Raw genomic sequence first — 20,156 nt, forward strand, 5'->3', positions numbered from 1 at the left:
TCTTCGCCATGCGCCGCGGGTTGCAACCGTCAGCGCTCGGCCAATGTCGCCAGATACCCGTGGATCTGCGACACGGCCGCCGCCCCCTCGCCCGCCGCCGCGGCCACGCGCTTGGTCGAGCCGGCCCGCAGGTCGCCCACGGCAAACACGCCGTCGACGCTCGTCTCCAGCGAGCGGGCGCCGTGTTCCGGGCGTGTGTCGGCGCCCGTCAGCACGAAGCCCTTGTCGTCCAGTTCGACGCCGCATTCGTGCAGCCAGTCGCTGTTCGGATCGGCGCCGATGAACAGGAACAACCGGCGCACGGCGAACGACCGCTCGTCGTCGCCGTCGATGCTGCGGCAGCGCACGCCCGTCAGGCCGTTGTCGTCGCCTTCCAGCGCGGCGATCTCGCGCCGCGTGTGCACATGGATGTTGGGCGTGGCCGCGATGCGCTCGATCAGGTAGCTCGACATCGTCGCCTCCAGCCCCCGGCGTACCAGCATGTGCACCTCGGACGCATGCGCCGCGAGGAAGACCGCGGCCTGCCCGGCCGAATTGCCCCCGCCCACGAGCATGACGGCTTCGTTGCGGCACAGCCGCGCTTCCACGGGCGACGCCCAGTAGTACACGCCGCGGCCTTCGAACTGCGCCAGGTTGGGCAGGTCCGGCTTGCGGTAGCGCGCGCCCGACGCCAGCACGACGGCCTTGGCCTGCAGACAGGTGCCGTCATCCATTTCCACCTTCAGCGGCCGCTCGTGGCACAGCAGGCGCGTGGCCGGCGCGGGGATCGCGACCTCGGCGCCGAATTTCACGGCCTGCACGTACGAGCGGCCCGCGAGCGCGCGGCCGGAGATCCCGGTCGGGAAGCCGAGGAAGTTCTCGATGCGGGCGCTGGCGCCGGCCTGGCCGCCATAGGAACGCTGGTCCAGCACCATCACGCGCAGGCCGTCGGAAGCGGCGTACACGGCCGTCGCGAGGCCGGACGGACCGGCGCCCACGACCAGCACATCGAACACCGTCCCGCGCTCGATGCGGGGCAAGGTGCCGAGACAGCGGCCGACCTCGGCCAGGGTCGGGTTCTTCAGCACGAAGCCGTCCGGCAGCGCGACGAGCGGCCAGTCGGACTCGTTGCGCCAGTGCTCGCGGACGAGCTGGGCCGCTTCCGGGTCCGTGGCCGGGTCGCGCCGCGTGTACGGGTAGGCATTGCGCGACAGGAAATTCTCGAGCTCGAACAGCCCCGCGTGCGCGTTCGGCCCGATCAGGATGGGGCCGCCCGGCTTGTTGTTGATGAGCTGCACGCGGCGCAGGATGAACGCGCGCATCAGGCGCTCGCCCAGTTCGGCCTCGGCCACGATCACGGCGCGCAGGCATTCCGCGTCGAGCACGAGGGCTTCCAGCCGGCCCACCGCGAGGCCGTCCGCGAGCGGCGGCCGGCCCGAGAGCTGGGCCACTTCGCCGCTGAACTGGCCGGGTCCGTATTCGACGACCTCGACCCGGTTGCCGAGCGCGTCCGTCCGGCTGCACGACAACCGCCCCGCCAGCACGACGACCATGCCCGGCGAATCCACGCAGGCACGGAACACGGTGGCCCCGTCCGGCCACGTGCGGCACGTGCCGAAGCGGCGCAGGCGCTGGATGTCGTCCGCGCCCAGGACGGGATAGATCTGGTGGCCGCGCGTGGCCAGGTCGATGGCGGCGCGCGCCTCGGAATCGGGCGCGAGGCTGGCGGAGATGAGTTCGGGATCGTGTTCGGACATGGTCGGCGCCTTGTGGTGGGGTACGCCGGCATGCTAGCGCACTTCGGGCGCGAAGTGGACTGGATAAATGCAGGGGTATCAGTCGCGCGAAGGCACCCGCGTGAAACGCCGTTTCAGCCGCAGGAACGGCGTTTCGAACGTCCGGTACAGCACGGAGGCCACGGCCACCGTCGCGGCAAAGGCGAGCAGCATGCCGACGTCGCCGCCGAGGCCGGCCAGCCACGGTTTGCATTTGTCATAGACGAGCCAGAAGAAAAAGATATGGGTCAGGTAGAGGCCGTACGAAATGCGTCCGAGGTAGACCAGGGGCGCGGGCAGGAACCGCTGCGGCGTGCCGAGCGTCGCGACCAGCATGAGCGCGGCGCCGGCCAGCACGAGGCCCCAGCCCGCCAGGCTTTCCGTCACGGTCGACTGGGGATAATCGGCCTTGATCCCGCACACGGCCGACGCGACCAGCCAGGCGGCGATGGCGGCGCTCCACAGGCCGGCCCGCGCGGCGATATGCCAGTCGGGCCGGCGGCCGCGCAAGGCCAGCGCCAGCAACATGCCGCCCGCGAAGAACTGGAAGTGCACGAAGCTGTTGGTCCATTGGCCGCTGAAGCCGGGCGGCGTGGTGAATCCGCGCGCATACCAGACGATCACGCCGTACGACACGGCGAGCACGGCGACATTGACCGCCACGAGCGCGCGGCGTCCGAGCGAGGCGAGGAACGGGATGACGATGTAGAACTGCTCCTCGACCGACAGGCTCCACATCGGATTGACGGGATACTCGATCCAGCCGTTGAACGTGATGTACCAGTTCCCGGCAAACAGCGTGAAGAACAGCCATTTGGCGGGCGAGTCCGCGCCGGCGCCGGGCAAGACCAGGTTGAGCAGGACGAGCCCGAAAAAGACCAGGAAATACAGGGGCCAGATCCGCAATATGCGCCTGACATAAAAGGCGCGCACGTCGATGGTGCCGGTCGCGCTCCGTTCCCGCTCCAGCAATTCGGTGATCAGGAAGGCGCTCAGGAAAAAGAACACCGGCACGCCATACACGCCGATCTGCGCGAACGCATGGAACCACGGATGCCGCGCCTGGTCGATGGGCGCCAGGTCGGCGCGGTGCGTCATGAACACGAACAGGAACGCGATGAAGCGCAGCACGTCCAGTTCGGGGCGGTAATACCGGGCCGCTGCATGCCGCGCGTCCGGCGCCACCGGCAAATCCATCGTCGTACGGGCGTCCCGCATCGTGTCCCCATCGCAAAGTGATCGATGCGGCCGATTCTCGCCGGGTCCGGCCTGTAGTTGCTAAAAAAAACGTCTCAAAAACTACAAAAACGGCAGTATCGGGCGGATTACCGGACCGGCAGCGCCGCGATCACGCGTTTGGCGAACTCGGCCGGATTGCCCGCATGCCAGCGCCACACGATCACGAGATCATGGTCGGGCGACACCACGATGTCGTTGCTGCCGGCGCCCAGCGCCGCGAACGCCGTCGGCGGCAGCCCAGGCAGGTTCTTGCCCGTCGTGTTCAGCCACCACAGATAGCCGTAGTCGGGCCCGTGCGCGCTGGGCGTCAGTGCCGCCTTCACATAGTCCTTGGGCACGATCTGGCGGCCGTTCCAATTGCCCTGGCGCAGCCACAAATAGCCGAAGCGCGCCATGTCCCACGAATCGATCCACATGCCGCCGCCCCAGCGCGTGCCGCCGCTGACGGAGGCCACGAGCTTGCCGTTCATGTCAACGTAGCTATTGGTGTACGGCACCCACTTCCATTGGTGCGACGCGCCGATGGGGTCCATGACCTCGTCCTGCAACACGTCCGGGACGGGCCTGCCGAACACGCGCAGCAGCGACAGCGCGAAGCGGTTGATGCGCACGTCGTTGTATTCGTAGAACGTGCCCGAATCCTGGAATGTGCGCGGCTTGCGCTCGCCCGCACCGAACGCGTCGTGGCCGACAAAGTCCGCGTTCTTGCCCCACATGCTGCCTTCCCACTCGGATTCCTGCTGCAGGTGGTGCTTCCACGTGACGCGGGCATTGTGCGGCGAGTCGTAGCCGCCATCCTTCACGGTCGCGGCGACGGGCTGGTCGAGGTCCGCGATCCGGCCGTCGCGCAGGGCGACGCCGGCGACCGTCGACAGCATGCTCTTCGCGACGGAATACGTCGGGTCGACGAAGTGCGTGTCGCCGAATTCCGCCACGACATAGCCCTTGTAGATGACGACGCCGTTCGTTGGCGCGCGTTTCGACGGCAGCGAACCGAGCGGCTCGCCGAACGTCTGTCGCTGGTCGGAAAAGTCGCGGGCCCGCTCGGTCTCGTGCGCCTGCGCGTACGCGACGGCGTCGCGCAGCCTGGCGGCGTCGATGCCCAGCTGGCCCGGCGTCTTGTGGGCCCACGCGCCGGCCGGCGGAAAGTACGACGGCTCCGCTTTGGGCTTCGGCAGCGTGGCGGCCGCCGTGGAAGCACCGGCCAGCGCTGTCGCGGACAAGGTCAGCGCGAGGAGCGCGCGCCGCCTCACGGCTTATCCTGCCACTGCGCGTACGGCATCCGGATCAGGCTGGAGTTGTAATAGCGCTTCTCGCCCGTGACTTCCTGGCCGATCCAGTCCGGCTTCTCGAACGCTTCATCCTCGGCATCGAGCTCGATCTCCGCAACGACGAGCCCGGCATTCAGGCCGAGGAATTCGTCCACTTCCCACGTGTGGCCCGCATGCTCGATGCGGTGGCGGATCTTCTCCACCTGCGGCTGCTCGCACAGGCCGTCGAGCAGCTCCGTCGCGTCCGCCATGGGGATCTCGTATTCCCATTCGCCGCGCGACGCGCCCGTGCTTTTTCCCTTGATGGTGATGACGGCCCGCTCGCCCTCGATGCGCACGCGCACGGTCCGCACGGCATCCGCCACGAGGTAGCCCTGGCGCATGCGCGTCGGGATGCCCTGCCCGCGCCAGCCCTCACTGGCCAGCAGGAACTTGCGTTCGATCTCGACACCCATGTCAGTCGTCCAGCGATTGCAGGATCGGCTGCAGCATCGCGGCACCCAGCGCGGCGCTGCGCGCGCCGTTCCAGCCGACGTACGGGTCGGGCAGGTTGGCGTTGTCCTTGAACGGCATCTCCAGGGTCAGCGACAGGCATTTGAACGTGTGGCCGATGTACTTCGAGGCCAGGGTCAGCAGTTCTTCGTTGTACTTGCTCGCGGCATAGCCGTAGACATTCTGGAAGTCGGGGCTGGCGGCCATGTAGCGCTCGATGAACGCGTTCTGGGCGGCCAGGCGCTCCGGCGTGAAATCTTCCAGCATCTCGCTGCCCGCCACGAAGTTGTACGGCAGCGCCTCGTCGCCGTGGATGTCGAAGAACATGTCGACGCCCGCCTCGTGGATCTTGTTCTTCACGCACAGCACTTCCGGGCTGCGCTCGGGCGACGGCGTCATCCACTCGCGGTTCAGGTTGGCGCCGGCCGCATTCGTGCGCAGGTTGCCGCGGACGGAACCGTCCGGATTCATGTTCGGCACGATGTAGAACACGGCGCGCTGCAGCAGCTTGCGCGAGATCGGGTTCGAATTGTCGAGCAGCGCATCCATCATGCCCTCGACGAACCACTCGGCCATCGTCTCGCCCGGATGCTGGCGCGCGATCACCCAGATCTTCTTCTCGGCCTGCGGATTGCCGACCACGACGAGGTTCATGTCGCGGCCGTCGACGGTCGTGCCGATGTCGTGCACGCGCGCGATCGGGTTTTCCGCCACTTCACCGAGCAGGCGCAGGTGGCGCTCCCAGGTGTAGGGCTCGAAATAGGCGTAATAAATGCTGTCCAGCTCGGGGGTGTGGTTGACGGTCATGACCTGGCCGTCGAAGGACGTCGGCACCCGGAACCAGTTCTCGGTGTCGTAGCTGGCCGCCACCTGGTAGCCCTCGAAGCCCTTCGGATACGTCGCCTGGCCCGCGTTCAGGAAGCGGATCGTGCAGGCCTGGCCGCGCGCGCCCTGCAGGCGGAAGTGGAACCACTGGTGGATGTCGGCTGAAGAATCCTTGCGCAGCTTGAGGTCGATCTGGCGCGGGTCGGTGGCCTGGACGACGTCGATCGCACCGGAATCGAACAGCTGGCTGATCTTGATGGGCATGGGCGGGGTCCTCGAATAACGGTCAAAGACCGCATGATAGCCGAGCCCACGCCCGCCGGCCATCACTGACGGCCGGGCGCTTCGACTTACGCGTCGAGGTCGATCAGGTCCTTGCTGTAGGCCAGCATGATCTGGCGCATCAGCTCGACGTTGCTGCGGTCGAGGACGACGGTGAGGTCCGGTTTGCGGTCGAGGTTGTACGTCATGCTGATCTTGCCCGGCAAGACCTTGCACTGCACGGTGAACGCACGCGGAATGTTCGGATGATCCCAGTCCCACTGGGTGATCTGCGGGCCGGCCGGCGGCGGCTGCAGGTTCGGGTCCTGGTTCACCGGCAGGTGCTTGAGGAGCCAGAACACGACCGATGCCGGCACGAAGACGGCGACGTCGCTCGCGCCGTGTGCGGAAAACTTGGTCAACAACAGGTTGCCGACCCGGTCGCACGACATGGACATGCTCTTGACTTGACGGATGACCGCTGATTTCACGACGAATTCCTATGGGCTAAGTGGTTGAAAGCCCGAGGATTCTACCGCATCCCATTTGAGAATTGTGTTAAAGAAATGCAAAACGGGGAGCCTGCGCTCCCCGTGTGGAATCCGTGGCAACGGGACGGCGCCGCCACCGTCCCGCCTGCGCAACACTACTGCTTGTTGCCCTTGGACGAGCTGCGCGACGACGAGCCCGAAGCCGACTGGCGGTTGCCATGGCTCATGCTGCCTGCGCGACGTGCCTCTTCCGAGGTGAACTCGTGGGCGGTGCCCTTCTGGTGCGCGGCCTTGCCACCCTCGCTGGCGATCTGGCGCTGACGCTCCGGATCCATCGATGCGAAACCGCGGTTCTTGGTGCCGCCGCTTTGTTTGTTGCCTTGATTGCTGGATGCCATGATGTTCTCTCCTCGTTGCAGTTGAAACCGCCGCGTCCCGCGGCAGGCCTGCCGATGCCATCGGATGAGCGCTCGGTCGGAAAACATCTTAGGCATGCCTTCCAGATGAGACTATAGGAGCATTTCAGATGACTTTGTAGGACAATGTGACACAGAAAATTCACTCTCGAAACACTACTTCCAGTCGTAAATAACTCGTCGGTAATCGTCCTACATATAACCGCAACGTCTTCCTATACTGAAGTCGCTCCTGGACGCGCATTATCTCAATTCCAGATCGAAAGGAGACGACCATGGACGCGAACCAACGCAGCGAAGCGAACAACCAGACGAACAACGGCGCCAACGAAAAATGGACGCCCGGGTCCGAGGGCGCCAGCGCCGACCGCGGCCAGCCGCTCGACCACACGTATCCGCAAGGCACCGGCGTACAGCAGCAGGGCAACCAGCAGCGCGACATCATGGGCGGCCAGGGTGGCGTGGGCGGCCGCGAGTACGGCGAGGATGCCGGCATTCCCGGCGGCTCGATGGACAACCAGATCAACGGCGGCTCCGGTGCCGTGCAGGGCATCACGGACAGCCACCAGCGCCAAATGGAACAGAAGTCCGGTGCCTACGGCTTGCTGGAACAGGCTGTCGGACACCGTCCGAAAGACTCGGGGGTCGATCTGAACCAGCAGCGCGACATGCACCGGGACGTCGTGCGGGGCAACCTGCCCTCGCAAAGCGCCCGGCAGCCCGACCTTCAGGGTGGCTCCCTGTCCGACTCGCGCGGCAACCTGCAGGCATCCACGCACACGCAGGGCGGCGGCATGCACGGCCCGCGCAGCGAACTGCCGTCACAGCCGCCGCGCGGCTCGATGGGCAACCGCCAGTCGGCATCGGGCGCCACGCAGGGCGGCGGCATGCCGGGACCGGGCGCGGCCGGCGGCCATGAAGCCCAGCGCGGCAACACGCAGCTGGACGTGGCCGGCTCGCGCTCGATGTCGAACCAGAACTCGGACGTGGGCGGCGTGCACCAGTCGAACGACGTGGCCGGCGGCCTGCCGCGCTCGCCGGGCAACACGGGCGCGGACAGCACGGACCGCCAGGGCTCGCAGACCGGTTCCACGGCCTCGGCAGGCGGGCCGGCGGTGCACAAGTCGAACGATGCCGCCGGCGGCTACCCGCGCAGCCCCGGCTTCGCCAACAAGCTGCACGGCGACGACAACATGGACGACGATACCGGCTTCAAGCGTAAGCCCTGAAGCGTCCTCCCCTGTTCTTGATCCAGATTCAAGCGCCGGGCTAGTCCCGGAACCCAGCCATTTCGCTCGCGGTCGAACCTGTCACATTGCCAGACCGCGAGCGAAGCATGCCAAACCAGAACGGGATTGCACACGAGCTTAGTGCCGCCGCCAGTGCCACCGCCAGTGCCGCCGCCAGTGCCGCAGCCACTCGGGCCATGGGGGCGTCATGCGCCGCCTGAACGTCCTGACGTGGCACACGCATGGCAGCTACCTGTACTACCTGTCCCATGCGCCGCACGACTTCCACGTGCTGGTGAAACCGGGCCGTCCGCCCGGCTACGGCGGCCGCTGCGGCCCCTTCCCGTTCGGCCCGAACGTCCGCGACCTGCCCGCCGACCAGGCGCGCACGCAGGCCTTCGACTGCATCCTGTTCCAGGAAGACCATCACTGGGAACGCGACCAGTACGAACTCCTCACGCCGGCCCAGCGGGCGCTGCCCCGCATCTACCTGGAGCACGATCCGCCCTCGCTGCCCCCGGACGACATCGCCGCTGACGCCCGCCGGCCGCAATGGCCGACCGACGTGCGCCACCCGGTCGACGATCCCGCCGTGCTGCTCGTGCACGTCACGCCGTTCAACGACCTGATGTGGAACAGCGGCCGCACGCCGACGCGCGTCATCGAGCATGGCGTCGCCGTGCCCGACGGCGTGCGCTGGCGCGGCGACGTCGAACGGGGCCTCGTGATCACGAACCACCTGGCGCGGCGCGGCCGGCGCATGGGCGCGGACCTGTTCGCCCGCGTGCGCACGACCCTGCCTCTCGACCTCGTCGGCATGGGCGCGACGGAGCTGGGCGGCCTGGGCGAGGTCGACCATCCGCAACTGCCCGCGTTCGCCGCCGCGTACCGGTTCCTGTTCTCGCCCGTCCGCTATTCCAGCCTCAGCCTGTCCGTGATCGAAGCCATGATGATCGGCATGCCCGTCGTCGCTCTCGCGACGGCCGAAATGGCGACCGTGATCGAGCACGGCGTCTCCGGCTTCGCCATGACCGACACGCGCCAGCTCGCCATCGCCATGCGCGCGCTGCTCGGCGACGCCGGCCTGGCCCGCAGCCTCGGCGAGGCGGCGCAGGTGCGGGCGCGCGAACGCTTCGCCATCGCCCGCTTCAGCGCCGACTGGGATGCCGCGCTGCGCGCCGTGACCAGCTGACCGCCGCCATGAAACTCGACGACCGGCCGCGCGCCGCAGCCGCCACGCCCCGACCGGCCCACTCCGCCGGCCGGCGCCGCATCGCCCTCATCAGCGACCACGCGTCGCCGCTCGCGGGACCGGGCAGTATCGATTGCGGCGGCCAGAACGTCTACGTCGCGCACCTCGCGCGCGAACTGGCGCTGGCCGGCCACCTCGTCGACGTCTTCACCCGCCGCGACGACGCGAAACAGAAGCAGCTCGTGCGCTGGCGCGAGAACCTGCGCGTCGTCAACGTGCCGGCGGGACCGGCCCATTACGTCCCCAAGGAGCAGATGCTGCCGCACATCCCATCCTTCTCCCGCTTCACCGCCCGCTTCGCCCGCCACCAGCCGGTCCCGTACGACATCGTGCACGCGAACTTCTTCATGTCCGGCATGGTCGCGCGCCACCTCAAGCAGGCGCCGGGCCTGCCGTTCGCGATCACCTTCCACGCGCTCGGCCGCGTACGCCGCCTCGCGCAGGGCACGGCGGACGTGTTTCCGGCGGCGCGCACCCGTATCGAAAGCGGCCTGATGCGGCACGCCGACCGCATCGTCGCGGAATGCCAGCACGACCGGCAGGACATGGAGCGCCTGTATGGCGCCAGCGGCGAGCGCATCGCGATCGCGCCGTGCGGCTTCGATCCCGACGAGCTGTGGCCCATGCCGCGCGGCGAGGCCCGTGCCGCGCTGGCGCTGGCCCCCGACCGCTTCACCGTGCTCCAGTTGGGCCGCATGGCGCCGCGCAAGGACGTGGACACGGTGATCGAAGCCGTCGCGCTGCTGCGCGCGGCGTACGGCATCGACGCCGGACTGCGCCGCGCCTACCGCCATTACACGTGGCGCACCGTCGCCGGGCAGGTCGCGGCCATCTATGCCGCCGTCCTCGCCGAAGCGCGCGCCCCCATCGCCGTGACCCAACCCCAGGAGTAAGCATGGCCGACCTCAACGCCTCCCCGTCCACCACGGCGCAACCGTCCGTGGATGCACTGCCCGACCCGGCCCCGGACCCGATCCGCTGGCAGCGGCCCCTGCACGGCAGGGTCGCGCTCGTCACGGGCGCCGCCAGCGGGCTCGGCGCCGCGCTGGCCGCCGTGCTGGCGGCGGAAGGATGCGACCTCGTGGCCGCCGATATCCGCGCCGACGCGCTGCAGATGGCCATGCCGGCCCTGCTCGGCCACGGCGTGCGCGCCAGCGCGCTGGCCCTCGACGTCGGCGACCCGGGCGCCGCGCGCGCCGCCATCGAACGCTGCGTCGCGACGATGGGGCGCATCGACATCCTCGTCAACAATGCCGGCACGGACGTGACCCTGCCCCTGTCCGACCTGTCCGAGCAGGACTGGCTGCGCGTCATCAACACGAACCTGAACGGGCCGTTCCTGCTGGCCAAGCACGCGGCCGCGCACATGCGCAGCCAGGGCAGCGGCGACATCGTCAACGTGGCCTCCACGGCGGCCAAGCGGGCCTGGCCGAACGCGAGCGCCTACCACGCCAGCAAATGGGGACTGCTCGGGCTGTCGCATGCGCTGCATGCCGAACTGCGGCCGCACGGCATCCGCGTCACGGCCGTCGTCGCGGGCGGCATGCGCACGCCGTTCCTGCTCGACCGCTTTCCCGAGCTCGATCCGACCCGCCTGCAGGATCCCGCCAGCGTGGCCCAGGCGATCCGGCACGCGCTGCTGCTGCCGCGCGAAAGCGTGATCGCGGAAATGACCGTTCTGCCCATGCAGGAAACTTCCTGGCCCTGATGTTGCTCTCACATGAAAGCCGCGCTTTGAAAGCCATATTCCTCGACAAGGACGGGACGCTCATACCCGACCTGCCCCACAACGTGGAGCCCGCGTGCATCACGCTGTGCCGCGGCGCCGGCCCGGCGCTGCGCCTGCTGGTGCGCCTCGGCTACCGGCTGTTCGTCGTCACCAACCAGCCTGGCATCGCCTTCGGGCGCTTCGCCGCGGCCGCGATGGACACCGTCAGCGCCCGCATACGCGACCTGCTGCTGCGCGAACACCTGGCGCTCGACGGCTTTTATGTCTGCCCGCACCATCCGGAAGGCACGGTCGCGCCCTGGTCGGTCGAATGCCATTGCCGCAAACCGCTGCCGGGCCTGCTGCTCAAGGCGGCGCACGAGCACGGCATCGACCTGCGGTCGTCGTGGATGGTGGGCGACATCCTGCACGACGTCGAGGCCGGCAACCGGGCCGGCTGCCGCACCATCCTCATCGACAACGGCAACGAGGCGGAATGGCGGCTCGGCCCCCGCCGCGTGCCGACGCGCATGGCCCCCGACCTGTACACGGCCGCCGTGCTGATCGCCAGCCATGGAGACGTGCCATGACGGCCCCGTGGCATCGCGCCCGGCGCATCCTGTGCGTGCGCCTTGATTCGCTCGGAGACGTGCTGATGTGCACCCCGGCCATGCGTGCGCTGCGCGAGGCCGTGCCGGGCCGCACGCTGACCCTGCTGGGTTCCCCGTCCGGCGCCCCCGCCCTGCCCTTCGTTCCCGAACTGGACGACGCCATCGCCTGGTCGGCGCCGTGGACGAAGTCCGCCAAACCTGCCGCCAGTGGGGCCGCCGCGCCGGCGCCGATCGCCACGCTCGCCGCGCGCGGCTTCGACGCGGCCGTGATCTTCACGACCTACACGCAGAGCGCGCTACCGGCAGCCCTGCTGTGCCAGCTGGCGGGCATCCCGCTGCGGCTGGCCCACTGCCGCGAGAACCCGTACGACCTGCTGAGCGACTGGGTGCCCGACCCCGAGCCGGCCACGCTCGTGCGGCATGAAGTCCAGCGCCAGCTGGCCCTCGTGCAGCGGGTCGGCTGCCGCAGCGCCGGCCTTGGCCTGTCGTTCGTTCCCCGTCCGGCGGACGTTACGGCGGCACGGGCACGCCTGGCCGCCGCCGGCGTCGACCCGGACCGGCCGTGGATCCTGCTGCATCCGGGCGCCAGCGCGGCCTCGCGCCGCTATCCCGCCGCGCACTGGGCCCACGTGCTGCGCCTGCTCGCGCAGGAACTGCAACTGCCCCTCGTGCTCACGGGCAGCGCGGAGGAAAGCGAGCTCGTCGACGGCATCCAGTTCGCCAGCGCCGTGCCGGCCATCTCGCTCGCGGGCCGGCTGGCGCTGGGCGAGCTGGGCGCGGCGCTGCGCCTGGCCGCCGTCGCCGTGACCAACAACACGGGGCCGGCGCACATGGCCGCCGCCGTGGGCACGCCCGTCGTGGACTTGTACGCCCTGACCAACCCGCAGCACACGCCGTGGAATGTGCGCAGCCGCGTCCTGTTCCACGATGTGCCGTGCCGCTTCTGCTACAAGAGCACGTGTCCGGAAGGCCACCAGGCCTGCCTGGCCGGAATCGAGCCGCGGCGCGTCGTCGATGCCGTGCGCGCGCTGCTGGATGCGGCGCGCGCAACGCCGGCGGCGGTGGCGACCTGACGGAAGCGGCACCATGTTGCTCATGACGTCGTGCCAATCACCGTCCGGACTGCCTGTCCCCCACCTGCGCCACCTGCGCCACCTGCGCCACCTGCTCCACCGCGGGCGCCGCGGATGGTACCGCGACAGGCCGCGCCGCATGCTCGCGCACGAGCGCCTGCAGCGCGTCGCGCTCGACGGTCTCGTGGTCGAGCAGCTGGCGGGCCAGCGCATCCAGCAGTGCCCGCTGCTCGCGCAGCGTGACGCGCACGCGCGCATGCGCTTCGTCGAGCAGCCGGGCGATCTCCCCATCGATCAGGCGGGCCGTACGTTCGCTGTATGCCGTATTCGACGGCTGGGCCGGCGCATACGGGGCGGCGGCAGGCTGCTCGAACGTCGCGAGGCCGACACGTTCGCTCATGCCGTATTGCGCGACCATGCGGCGCGCGAGATCGGTCGCCATCTGCAGGTCGTTCTGCGCCCCCGTCGAGAGGTCGCCGAACACGAGCTCCTCCGCCACGCGTCCGCCGAGCAGCACGTCCATCCGGTCCAGCAGCTCGCTCTTCTTCAGCAGGTAGCGGTCCTCGGTCGGCAGCTGCTGCGTATAGCCGAGCGCGGCGATGCCGCGGGGGATGATCGACACCTTCGCCACACGGTCGGCATGCGCGCGGAATTCCGCCGTCAGCGCGTGCCCCGCCTCGTGAAAGGCCACCGTTTCCTTTTCCATCGGGTTGATCAGGCGCGAGCGCTTTTCCATGCCCGCGATGACGCGGTCCACGGCTTCCTCCAGGTCGCCGCGCTCGACCCGCTCCTTGCCGCGCCGCGCGGCCAGCAGCGCCGCCTCGTTGATCAGGTTGGCGAGGTCGGCACCGGCCAGGCCGGGCGTCTTCGCGGCCACGGCGGCCAGGTCCACGTCCGGCGCCAGCCTGACGTCGCGGGCATGCACCTGCAGGATTGTCTGGCGGCCCTTCAGGTCCGGACGGTCGAGCGCGACGTGGCGGTCGAAGCGGCCGGGGCGCAGCAGGGCCGGATCGAGGATCTCGGGACGGTTGGTGGCGCCGAGGATGATCACGCCCTTGTTGGTGTCGAAGCCGTCCATCTCGACGAGCAACTGGTTGAGCGTCTGCTCCTGCTCGTTGTAGCCGCCGACGACGCCCGCCACGCCCCGCGCGCGGCCCAGCGCATCGAGCTCGTCGATGAAGATGATGCAGGGCGCCACCTTCTGCGCCTGCACGAACATGTCGCGCACGCGGGCCGCGCCGACGCCGACGAACATCTCGACGAATTCCGAGCCGCTGATCGAAAAGAACGGCACCCCGGCCTCCCCGGCCACGGCCCGGGCCAGCAGGGTCTTGCCGGTGCCGGGCGGCCCGACGATCAGCACGCCTTTCGGAATGCGCCCGCCGAGCCGCCGATAACGCTGCGGGCTCTTGAGGAAGTCGACGATCTCCATCAACTCGTCGCGCGCTTCGTCGATGCCGGCCACGTCGTTGAAACTCACGCCGGTCTTGCTCTGCATGTAGACACGGGCCCGGCTCTTGCCCACATCAAACAACCCGGCCGCAACGCCACCCCGCTTCGCCATGGCGCCCCACATCCAGAACAGCAGGAGCAGCGGCAGCGCCCACGACAACAAGGTACTCAGCCATTCACTGTGCTGCTGGCCGAAGTAGCGCACGTGCGCCGCGTCGAGGTCCTTGACGAGATCCGGATCGGCCACGCGGACGGCGTTGAATGGACACAGTCCGTCCGCATTGCACTTGACGGACTCGGCGCGGTTCTTCGGCAGGATGGCGTCGAGGCCGCCGGACTTGAGCGTGCCGGACACGGTCGTCTCCGCCAGCGTGACCTCGTTGACCTTGCCGCCATGCAAAAGCTCCTTGAACTCGCTGTACGCCAGCGGCGACGACGTGATCACGTCCGTCACCGACTGGAACAGCATGAACAGGACGATGGCGAACAGCCAGTACCACAGCATGGGACGCAGCGTCGGGCCGCCGCCGTCCGCGCCCGGCCCGGTTGGCGTCCCCTTCGTATCGGACATATCGTTCACGCCGCCTCCCTGCGCCTGAGCTCTGTCAGCCTGAGCTCTTTCAGCGCCTAAGCCTCTCGCCCCACTGTCTGACAGATCACACCGAAGTCGCTTTGATCTAAATCAAAGTGACTCTCACGTCTGCCGCTCCAGCTGCGCGAGCCGCGCCTCGCACTCCCGTTGCTCGCGCCGATCGCGGCGGTACGTGTACACGGTATTGGTCAGGCAGGTCAGGACGGCGGTCGCGATACCGACCGCCGCCCCGACGTCCGCCATCGTCAACGATGCGCCGATCGACGCCACGCCCGCGACATAGCTGGCCACGCCGAAGATACTTGGTCTGTTCATAGCTGTTCTCCCCCATCGAAAGCTCGCCTCCCCTTCACAAAACCCGGCAAGTCGAGTAGAGTCCAGTATAGAACTCTAAACTGATCAACGTCAAGAACACTAAACCCAAACGAGTGCAGGGCCTGAACATGAACCTCTTATCCGACCGCCTCGACCACATCTACCGCACCACACCGCAGCTCGAAGGCGAGCGTGGGCAGACCGGCCTCGTCAAAGCCTCGGGCGCCTCGAAGAGCGTGGTGAACCAGTGGCTGACCGGGAAAATCAAGTCGATGGACATCCGCTACGCGCTGAACATCGAGCGTGAACTCGGGTTCTCGCACATCTGGTTGATGACCGGCGAAGGCGACCCGCGCCAGGCGCCCTTCCACGGCCTGAAGGACGGCATGCCGGTGCGCCCGGCCGACAACGACGATGCGGAATTCGTCCAGATCCGCATGGTCAAGCTGCGGCTGTCGGCCGGGATCACAGGCTTCCAGACTGAGCCCGAACGCCGCGACGGCGGCACGCTCGGCATGCGCCGCACGTGGATCGAACGGCACAACTACCATCCCGACCACCTGATGGCCATCCTCGTCAAGGGCGAGAGCATGGAACCGTCGCTGTATGCCGGGGACATCGTCATCATCAACACGCTCGACACGAAGCTCATGGACGGTGCCGTGTATGCCTTCAACTACGAAGGCGAGGCCGTCGTGAAGCGGCTGACGCGCGACGCCGGCAAATGGTGGCTGACATCGGACAATCCGGACCAGCGTAAATACCACCGCAAACTCTGCCAGGGCAACGCCTGCCTCATCATCGGCCGCGTCGTGCGCAAGGAAAGCGACCGGATATGAAACTCGAGGTCGCCCTCGCCGAACTGAAAGGCGTGCGCGTGGCACTGGCCTTCCCGCCGCCGGCGTGGGTCGCACCCGGCGTCGGGGACGTGCTGCTGGAACGCCTGCGTCCATACTTCCCCACCCTGCCCGTGATGCTCGTGGCCGTGCAAAAGCATGGCGTGCGCGCGCATGCCGCGTTCCAGGCGCAGGCGCTCGTCGACGGCGCGGATCTCGCACACCTGCCGCGTACGACGATCGACCTCGACGTGCCTCCGCTCCCGCCGGACGAGCCGCCGCCGTTCTAGTCGCCCGGCCGGCAAAACGTTTTCGCTCTAGCTGCCACCAGCACGTCGCCACGCCCTGAAAACGTCAAGTTAAGCGTTTACCTATTTTTGTTGACACCGCTTCCCGTTCTGATTACGATTTGCTCAATAATCAGACCAACAAGGAGACGGGGCCCATGACGGCGAAAACGATTATCTGCGGGATCCTGCTGGCGGCCTGCGGCGCGTCGGCCGCAGCCGCCGCGGAACCGATCGGCGCCGTCATCGACAAGGACTTCAAGGTCGCCTCCGCGCAGTACCGCATCCTGCTGGACAAGGCCGCGGGCAAGCCGGGCTTCCCCCGCACCGTGGAGCGCGGCGACGTAAAAATGGTCGGGCCGGGAGACTGGACGGCCGGCTTCTTTCCCGGCTCGCTGTGGTACCTGTTCGAGGCCACCGGCGACGCGACATGGAAAACGGCCGCGATGCGCTACACGGCGCTGACGGCGCCCGCGAAGTTCGACAAGTCCCAGCACGATCTCGGCTTCATGCTGGGCGCCGGCTACGGCAACGGCCTGCGCCTCGTGGACGACGCGGCCACGCGCAGCGCCTACCGCGACGCCCTGCTGGCCGGCGCGACGACGCTCATCACGCGCTTCAACCCGAAAGTCGGCAGCATCCAGTCGTGGGACCTGTGGCCCAATACGACGTGGGCCTTCCCCGTCATCATCGACAACATGATGAACCTGGAGCTGCTGATGTGGGCCGCGAAGGCCGCGAACGAACCGCGCTACCGCGAGATCGCCATCGCCCATGCCGACACCGCACTGAAGAACCACTTCCGCCCCGACGGCTCCAGCTTCCATCTCGTCGACTACGACCCGAAGACGGGCGCCGTGCGTGCGCGCGTGACCGTGCAAGGTTACGCGGACGGCTCCGCATGGGCGCGCGGGCAGGCGTGGGGCCTGTACGGCTACACGATGATGTACCGCGAAACGCATCGCGACGAATACCTCCGGCAGGCGCACAAGATCGCCCGCTTCTACACGACCCATCCACGCCTGCCGGCCGACAAGGTGCCCTTCTGGGACTTCGACGACCCGGCCATTCCCGACGCCCCACGCGACGCGTCCGCCGCCGCCATCGCCGCCTCCGCCCTGCTGGAACTGGCGACGTTCTCCGACCGCGAGACGGCCGCGCGCTACCGCGACTTCGCCGAACAGACGCTGCGCAGCCTGTCGTCCGATGCGTACCTCGCAAAGCCCGGCGACAACGGCGGCTTCCTCCTCAAGCATGCGACCGGCCACAAGCCGGCCAAATCGGAAATCGACGTACCGCTGAACTACGCGGACTACTACTTTCTGGAGGCGCTGCTGCGCCTGAAGGCGGCGCGCAGCGGGACTGGCAGTTTTCATTAGAAAAACCAAGGAGACGTTGTGAGCAAGCAGAGAACACCGGGCGCGCGGATCGCGGCCAAGCCCATGGCGGCCGTCGTCGCGATGGCCGTCGCCCACTGGACCGTGCCCGCGCAGGCGCAGGCGCAAGAAGCACCGGCGAACCCCAACCAGCTGCAGACCGTCCTGGTCACGGCGAACAAGCGCGTGGAGCGGCTGGAAAACGTGCCGGAGTCGATCTCCGTGCTGTCCGAGGCGGAGATCCAGCGCAACAACGTGCGCGAGATCGAGGATGTCATCAACCTGACGCCGTCGCTGACGCTGTCGTCGGGCACGACGGCCGCCAACAACGCCATCTTCATGCGTGGTATCGGTACCGTCTCCGTCGGCATCGGCGTGGAGTCCGACGTCTCCGTCATCATCGACGACATTCCGATCGCGAGCCAGTTCCAGGCCTTCCGCGACCTGGCCGACGTGGCCCGCGTCGAGGTGCTGAAAGGACCGCAGTCCACGCTGTTCGGCAAGTCCGCCGTGGCCGGCGCCATCAACATCGTGACGAAGCCGATCAGCGGGCCGATCGTCTACCGCGCCAACGCGTACTACACGAACGACCACGAGTGGCGCGCGGGCGCGTCGGTCGGCGGCAAGCTGCGCGACGACTTCGGCATGCGCATCGCCGTCAACAAGAGCGACATGCCGGGTAACTTCACGAACCTGACGAACGGCCAGAAGGTCAACGGCTCGGGCGGTAGGACGATCATGACGAAGTTCCAGTGGAACCCGATCAAGGACCTGGAGATCGACTTCACGCCGCACTACAACGTGCAGGAAAACAGCCGCGGCGTGACGGCCGTGAACGGTTTTAACCGCGCGGGCAGCCAGGCCGACCTCGCGACCGCGTACATGAACGGTAACCCGCAATTGCCCGCGTCGCTCACGCTGGCCGGCATCAACCCGTACGATCCGAACAACCGCAACGTGCGGCGCGACTTCCCGACCGGGATCAACTCGTCCACGTTCGGCACGGGCCTGAAGTTCTCGTACAACCTGCCGAACGATGGCACGCTGATGTCGATCTCGTCGTACGAGCATTACAAGGCAAACGATTACCGCGACCAGGACTTCGTCGACGTGCCGACCATCGCGCGACCGGGCGAGACGAAGTTCAGCGTCGGCAACGCGCAGTTCGGCACCTATGACATCCGCTCGAAGACGCAGGAATTCCGCTACGTGTCGCCGGACGTGGGCAAGCTGCGCTACGTGGCCGGCCTGTGGTGGGCGCAGAACGAGATCGACCGCCACTTCATCCGCGGCTTCTGCGTGCGGCCGAGCGTCTGCACGGCCAGCTCGCCGTCGAGCCCCACGAACTACTACACCGACATCTACAACGTGAACCGCGCCGTGTTCGGCCAGGCCACGTGGGACTTCTATCCGACGTACACGCTGGTCGCGGGCATCCGCCGCAACGTGGAAACGTCGGGCTTCAACTACCTCCGCAACTTCTACACGGACCAGCTGGACCGCTCGACGTTCGTGCCGGGCCCCGTCGGCCAGGACCAGTTCTCCAGCAGCGGCAACCGCGACTGGGCGACGACGGGCAAGCTGTCGATCCAGAAGCAGATCAACAGCGACTGGATGGTCTATGCGATGACGGCGACCGGCTACAAGGGGCTCGCGTACGACGTGACGAGCGGCCTGAAGGCGGCGGCCGCGTTCCCGGTGGCCCCGGAGACGAGCCGCAGTATCGAGCTCGGGACCAAGGCGAACCTGTTCCACAACCGCATGTCGCTCGCGGCCACGATCTACAAGACGGACTTCAAGAACTACCAGCAGAACACGTCGTTCGTGCTGCCGAACGACCCGACGATCTATACGCAGCTGAACTCGATCCCGAAGATCCGCACGCGCGGCTTCGAACTCGATTCGCACTTCCTGCTGACGTCGAACTGGTCGATGAACCTGTCGTACGCGTACACCCGGCCGGAGATCGTCGACTGGAAGAACGGCCCCTGCTACCAGGACAACACGAACCCCGCCATCGGCACGACGGGCCTGGGCGAAGGCGGTTCGCTGGGCGGCTGGAACCGCGCCTGTTTCCCGATCCGCGCCGGTTCGACGACGGGCGTGCAGAACCTGACGGGCGGGATCTTCCCGGGCACGCCGAAGAACAAGGTCAACATCGGCACCAACTACGATTACCACTTCGCGGACCGTCCGTACTGGGCGTTCGTGAACGCGAACGTGCGTTACCAGAGCGAGTACCAGACCAACATCAACAACGACCCGCGCTCGGTGAACAACGCGTACTCGATCTCGGACCTCGGATTCGGCCTGCGCCAAAACAACGACATGTGGCGCCTGTCCTTCCGCATCAACAACCTGTTCGACCGCTTCTACATCGGCAACGCCAACGCGAGCGGTCCGTCGTACCGCACGGGCCCGACGTCGACCTCGCCGGCCATCACGGTCAACAGCTGGGTGCCGCCGCGCGACGTGTTCCGCTTCTACAGCGTGCGCCTCGACCTGAAGTTCTGATACTGGGTTTCCTCCGCGGGCCCCAGCCCGCGTTTCCCTCGATGCCGCCGGGGCAACCTGGCGGCATTTTTTTATCCTAAGCCATTTCCCAAAATCGGGGTCAGAGCACATTTTTTTCTCAATTCGGGGTCAGAGCACATTTCGGATCAATGTCCACTGCGC

Annotated in this window: 19 protein-coding genes; 10 read left to right on the forward strand and 9 right to left on the reverse strand. The window is 67.6% G+C overall.

The window, feature by feature from the left end; translation table 11 throughout:
- Window positions 1-29: 29 nt before the first annotated feature.
- The 7 genes from QPK29_RS19335 to QPK29_RS19365 all read right to left on the reverse strand — a co-directional run bounded on the left by QPK29_RS19335 (window position 30) and on the right by QPK29_RS19365 (window position 6,731).
- Window positions 30-1,736, reverse strand: a complete 1,707-nt coding sequence (locus QPK29_RS19335) for an FAD-dependent oxidoreductase (RefSeq protein ID WP_371770782.1) — start codon at window positions 1,734-1,736, stop codon at window positions 30-32.
- A gap of 78 nt (window positions 1,737-1,814) precedes the next feature.
- Window positions 1,815-2,972, reverse strand: coding sequence for an acyltransferase family protein (locus QPK29_RS19340; RefSeq protein ID WP_371770783.1), 1,158 nt, complete (start codon window positions 2,970-2,972; stop codon window positions 1,815-1,817).
- A gap of 107 nt (window positions 2,973-3,079) precedes the next feature.
- Window positions 3,080-4,246 carry a serine hydrolase domain-containing protein gene (locus QPK29_RS19345; RefSeq protein ID WP_371770784.1) on the reverse strand — a complete coding sequence of 389 codons (1,167 nt, stop codon included), beginning with the start codon at window positions 4,244-4,246 and terminating at the stop codon, window positions 3,080-3,082.
- Window positions 4,243-4,719 (reverse strand): CYTH domain-containing protein, encoded by a 477-nt coding sequence (locus QPK29_RS19350; RefSeq protein WP_371770785.1) that lies wholly within the window; start codon window positions 4,717-4,719, stop codon window positions 4,243-4,245. Before QPK29_RS19350 ends, QPK29_RS19345 begins: the two co-directional genes overlap by 4 nt.
- A 1-nt stretch (window position 4,720) precedes the next feature.
- The gene (locus QPK29_RS19355) at window positions 4,721-5,845 is read right to left on the reverse strand and encodes a M14 family metallopeptidase (RefSeq protein WP_371770786.1); all 1,125 of its coding nucleotides are present in this window, start codon (window positions 5,843-5,845) and stop codon (window positions 4,721-4,723) included.
- 86 nt (window positions 5,846-5,931) lie between these two features.
- Window positions 5,932-6,333, reverse strand: coding sequence for a hypothetical protein (locus QPK29_RS19360; RefSeq protein WP_229412077.1), 402 nt, complete (start codon window positions 6,331-6,333; stop codon window positions 5,932-5,934).
- 155 nt (window positions 6,334-6,488) lie between these two features.
- The gene (locus tag QPK29_RS19365; protein ID WP_052170513.1) at window positions 6,489-6,731 is read right to left on the reverse strand and encodes a KGG domain-containing protein; all 243 of its coding nucleotides are present in this window, start codon (window positions 6,729-6,731) and stop codon (window positions 6,489-6,491) included.
- Window positions 6,732-7,024: 293 nt separating this feature from the next.
- On the opposite strand from QPK29_RS19365, the gene QPK29_RS19370 reads away from it, so the two are divergent.
- The 6 genes from QPK29_RS19370 (at window position 7,025) to QPK29_RS19395 (ending at window position 12,622) form a co-directional block, all read left to right on the forward strand.
- Window positions 7,025-7,978 (forward strand): hypothetical protein, encoded by a 954-nt coding sequence (locus QPK29_RS19370; RefSeq protein WP_056136834.1) that lies wholly within the window; start codon window positions 7,025-7,027, stop codon window positions 7,976-7,978.
- 208 nt (window positions 7,979-8,186) lie between these two features.
- Entirely contained in the window at window positions 8,187-9,170 is a 984-nt protein-coding gene (locus QPK29_RS19375; protein ID WP_371770787.1) for a glycosyltransferase family 4 protein, read from the forward strand.
- Window positions 9,171-9,178: 8 nt separating this feature from the next.
- The gene (locus QPK29_RS19380; protein ID WP_371770788.1) at window positions 9,179-10,123 is read left to right on the forward strand and encodes a glycosyltransferase; all 945 of its coding nucleotides are present in this window, start codon (window positions 9,179-9,181) and stop codon (window positions 10,121-10,123) included.
- Between the two features lie 2 nt (window positions 10,124-10,125).
- Complete coding sequence (locus QPK29_RS19385) at window positions 10,126-10,938, forward strand: SDR family oxidoreductase (protein ID WP_371770789.1); 813 nt, start codon at window positions 10,126-10,128, stop codon at window positions 10,936-10,938.
- A gap of 26 nt (window positions 10,939-10,964) precedes the next feature.
- Window positions 10,965-11,528: a D-glycero-alpha-D-manno-heptose-1,7-bisphosphate 7-phosphatase gene (locus QPK29_RS19390; RefSeq protein ID WP_371770790.1), complete on the forward strand. Its 564-nt coding sequence runs from the start codon at window positions 10,965-10,967 to the stop codon at window positions 11,526-11,528.
- The gene (locus QPK29_RS19395; protein WP_371770791.1) at window positions 11,525-12,622 is read left to right on the forward strand and encodes a glycosyltransferase family 9 protein; all 1,098 of its coding nucleotides are present in this window, start codon (window positions 11,525-11,527) and stop codon (window positions 12,620-12,622) included. The genes QPK29_RS19390 and QPK29_RS19395 overlap by 4 nt, the downstream gene beginning before the upstream one ends.
- A gap of 37 nt (window positions 12,623-12,659) precedes the next feature.
- Here the strand turns inward: QPK29_RS19395 and ftsH are convergent, their stop codons facing one another.
- Window positions 12,660-14,579, reverse strand: coding sequence for an ATP-dependent zinc metalloprotease FtsH (ftsH, locus tag QPK29_RS19400; protein ID WP_371770888.1), 1,920 nt, complete (start codon window positions 14,577-14,579; stop codon window positions 12,660-12,662).
- A 189-nt stretch (window positions 14,580-14,768) separates the two neighbouring features.
- A complete protein-coding gene (locus QPK29_RS19405) occupies window positions 14,769-14,981 on the reverse strand; it encodes a phage holin family protein (RefSeq protein ID WP_156403740.1) in 213 nt (70 codons plus the stop codon).
- Between the two features lie 128 nt (window positions 14,982-15,109).
- Here QPK29_RS19405 and QPK29_RS19410 point away from each other — a divergent pair, with 128 nt between their 5' ends.
- The 4 genes from QPK29_RS19410 (at window position 15,110) to QPK29_RS19425 (ending at window position 19,994) form a co-directional block, all read left to right on the forward strand.
- Entirely contained in the window at window positions 15,110-15,820 is a 711-nt protein-coding gene (locus QPK29_RS19410; RefSeq protein ID WP_056136824.1) for a LexA family transcriptional regulator, read from the forward strand.
- Window positions 15,817-16,107, forward strand: coding sequence for a hypothetical protein (locus tag QPK29_RS19415; RefSeq protein WP_371767463.1), 291 nt, complete (start codon window positions 15,817-15,819; stop codon window positions 16,105-16,107). Before QPK29_RS19410 ends, QPK29_RS19415 begins: the two co-directional genes overlap by 4 nt.
- 155 nt (window positions 16,108-16,262) lie before the next feature.
- The gene (locus QPK29_RS19420; RefSeq protein ID WP_371770792.1) at window positions 16,263-17,483 is read left to right on the forward strand and encodes a glycoside hydrolase family 88 protein; all 1,221 of its coding nucleotides are present in this window, start codon (window positions 16,263-16,265) and stop codon (window positions 17,481-17,483) included.
- 18 nt (window positions 17,484-17,501) lie between these two features.
- The gene (locus QPK29_RS19425; protein ID WP_371770793.1) at window positions 17,502-19,994 is read left to right on the forward strand and encodes a TonB-dependent receptor; all 2,493 of its coding nucleotides are present in this window, start codon (window positions 17,502-17,504) and stop codon (window positions 19,992-19,994) included.
- Window positions 19,995-20,156 lie beyond the last annotated feature (162 nt).

The organism is Massilia orientalis (assembly GCF_030411975.2).
Lineage (GTDB): Bacteria > Pseudomonadota > Gammaproteobacteria > Burkholderiales > Burkholderiaceae_D > Telluria > Telluria orientalis.

What these genes read in the sequence shown, in the direction of transcription:
- QPK29_RS19375 (WP_371770787.1), top strand. Translation starts at nt 8,187, where the DNA reads ATGCGCCGCCTGAACGTCCTGACGTGGCACACGCATGGCAGCTACCTG.
- QPK29_RS19420 (WP_371770792.1), top strand. Translation starts at nt 16,263, where the DNA reads ATGACGGCGAAAACGATTATCTGCGGGATCCTGCTGGCGGCCTGCGGC.
- QPK29_RS19365 (WP_052170513.1), bottom strand. Translation starts at nt 6,731, where the DNA reads ATGGCATCCAGCAATCAAGGCAACAAACAAAGCGGCGGCACCAAGAAC.
- QPK29_RS19380 (WP_371770788.1), top strand. Translation starts at nt 9,179, where the DNA reads ATGAAACTCGACGACCGGCCGCGCGCCGCAGCCGCCACGCCCCGACCG.
- QPK29_RS19335 (WP_371770782.1), bottom strand. Translation starts at nt 1,736, where the DNA reads ATGTCCGAACACGATCCCGAACTCATCTCCGCCAGCCTCGCGCCCGAT.
- QPK29_RS19395 (WP_371770791.1), top strand. Translation starts at nt 11,525, where the DNA reads ATGACGGCCCCGTGGCATCGCGCCCGGCGCATCCTGTGCGTGCGCCTT.
- QPK29_RS19385 (WP_371770789.1), top strand. Translation starts at nt 10,126, where the DNA reads ATGGCCGACCTCAACGCCTCCCCGTCCACCACGGCGCAACCGTCCGTG.
- QPK29_RS19415 (WP_371767463.1), top strand. Translation starts at nt 15,817, where the DNA reads ATGAAACTCGAGGTCGCCCTCGCCGAACTGAAAGGCGTGCGCGTGGCA.
- ftsH (WP_371770888.1), bottom strand. Translation starts at nt 14,579, where the DNA reads ATGCTGTGGTACTGGCTGTTCGCCATCGTCCTGTTCATGCTGTTCCAG.
- QPK29_RS19370 (WP_056136834.1), top strand. Translation starts at nt 7,025, where the DNA reads ATGGACGCGAACCAACGCAGCGAAGCGAACAACCAGACGAACAACGGC.
- QPK29_RS19355 (WP_371770786.1), bottom strand. Translation starts at nt 5,845, where the DNA reads ATGCCCATCAAGATCAGCCAGCTGTTCGATTCCGGTGCGATCGACGTC.
- QPK29_RS19350 (WP_371770785.1), bottom strand. Translation starts at nt 4,719, where the DNA reads ATGGGTGTCGAGATCGAACGCAAGTTCCTGCTGGCCAGTGAGGGCTGG.
- QPK29_RS19340 (WP_371770783.1), bottom strand. Translation starts at nt 2,972, where the DNA reads ATGCGGGACGCCCGTACGACGATGGATTTGCCGGTGGCGCCGGACGCG.
- QPK29_RS19410 (WP_056136824.1), top strand. Translation starts at nt 15,110, where the DNA reads ATGAACCTCTTATCCGACCGCCTCGACCACATCTACCGCACCACACCG.
- QPK29_RS19405 (WP_156403740.1), bottom strand. Translation starts at nt 14,981, where the DNA reads ATGAACAGACCAAGTATCTTCGGCGTGGCCAGCTATGTCGCGGGCGTG.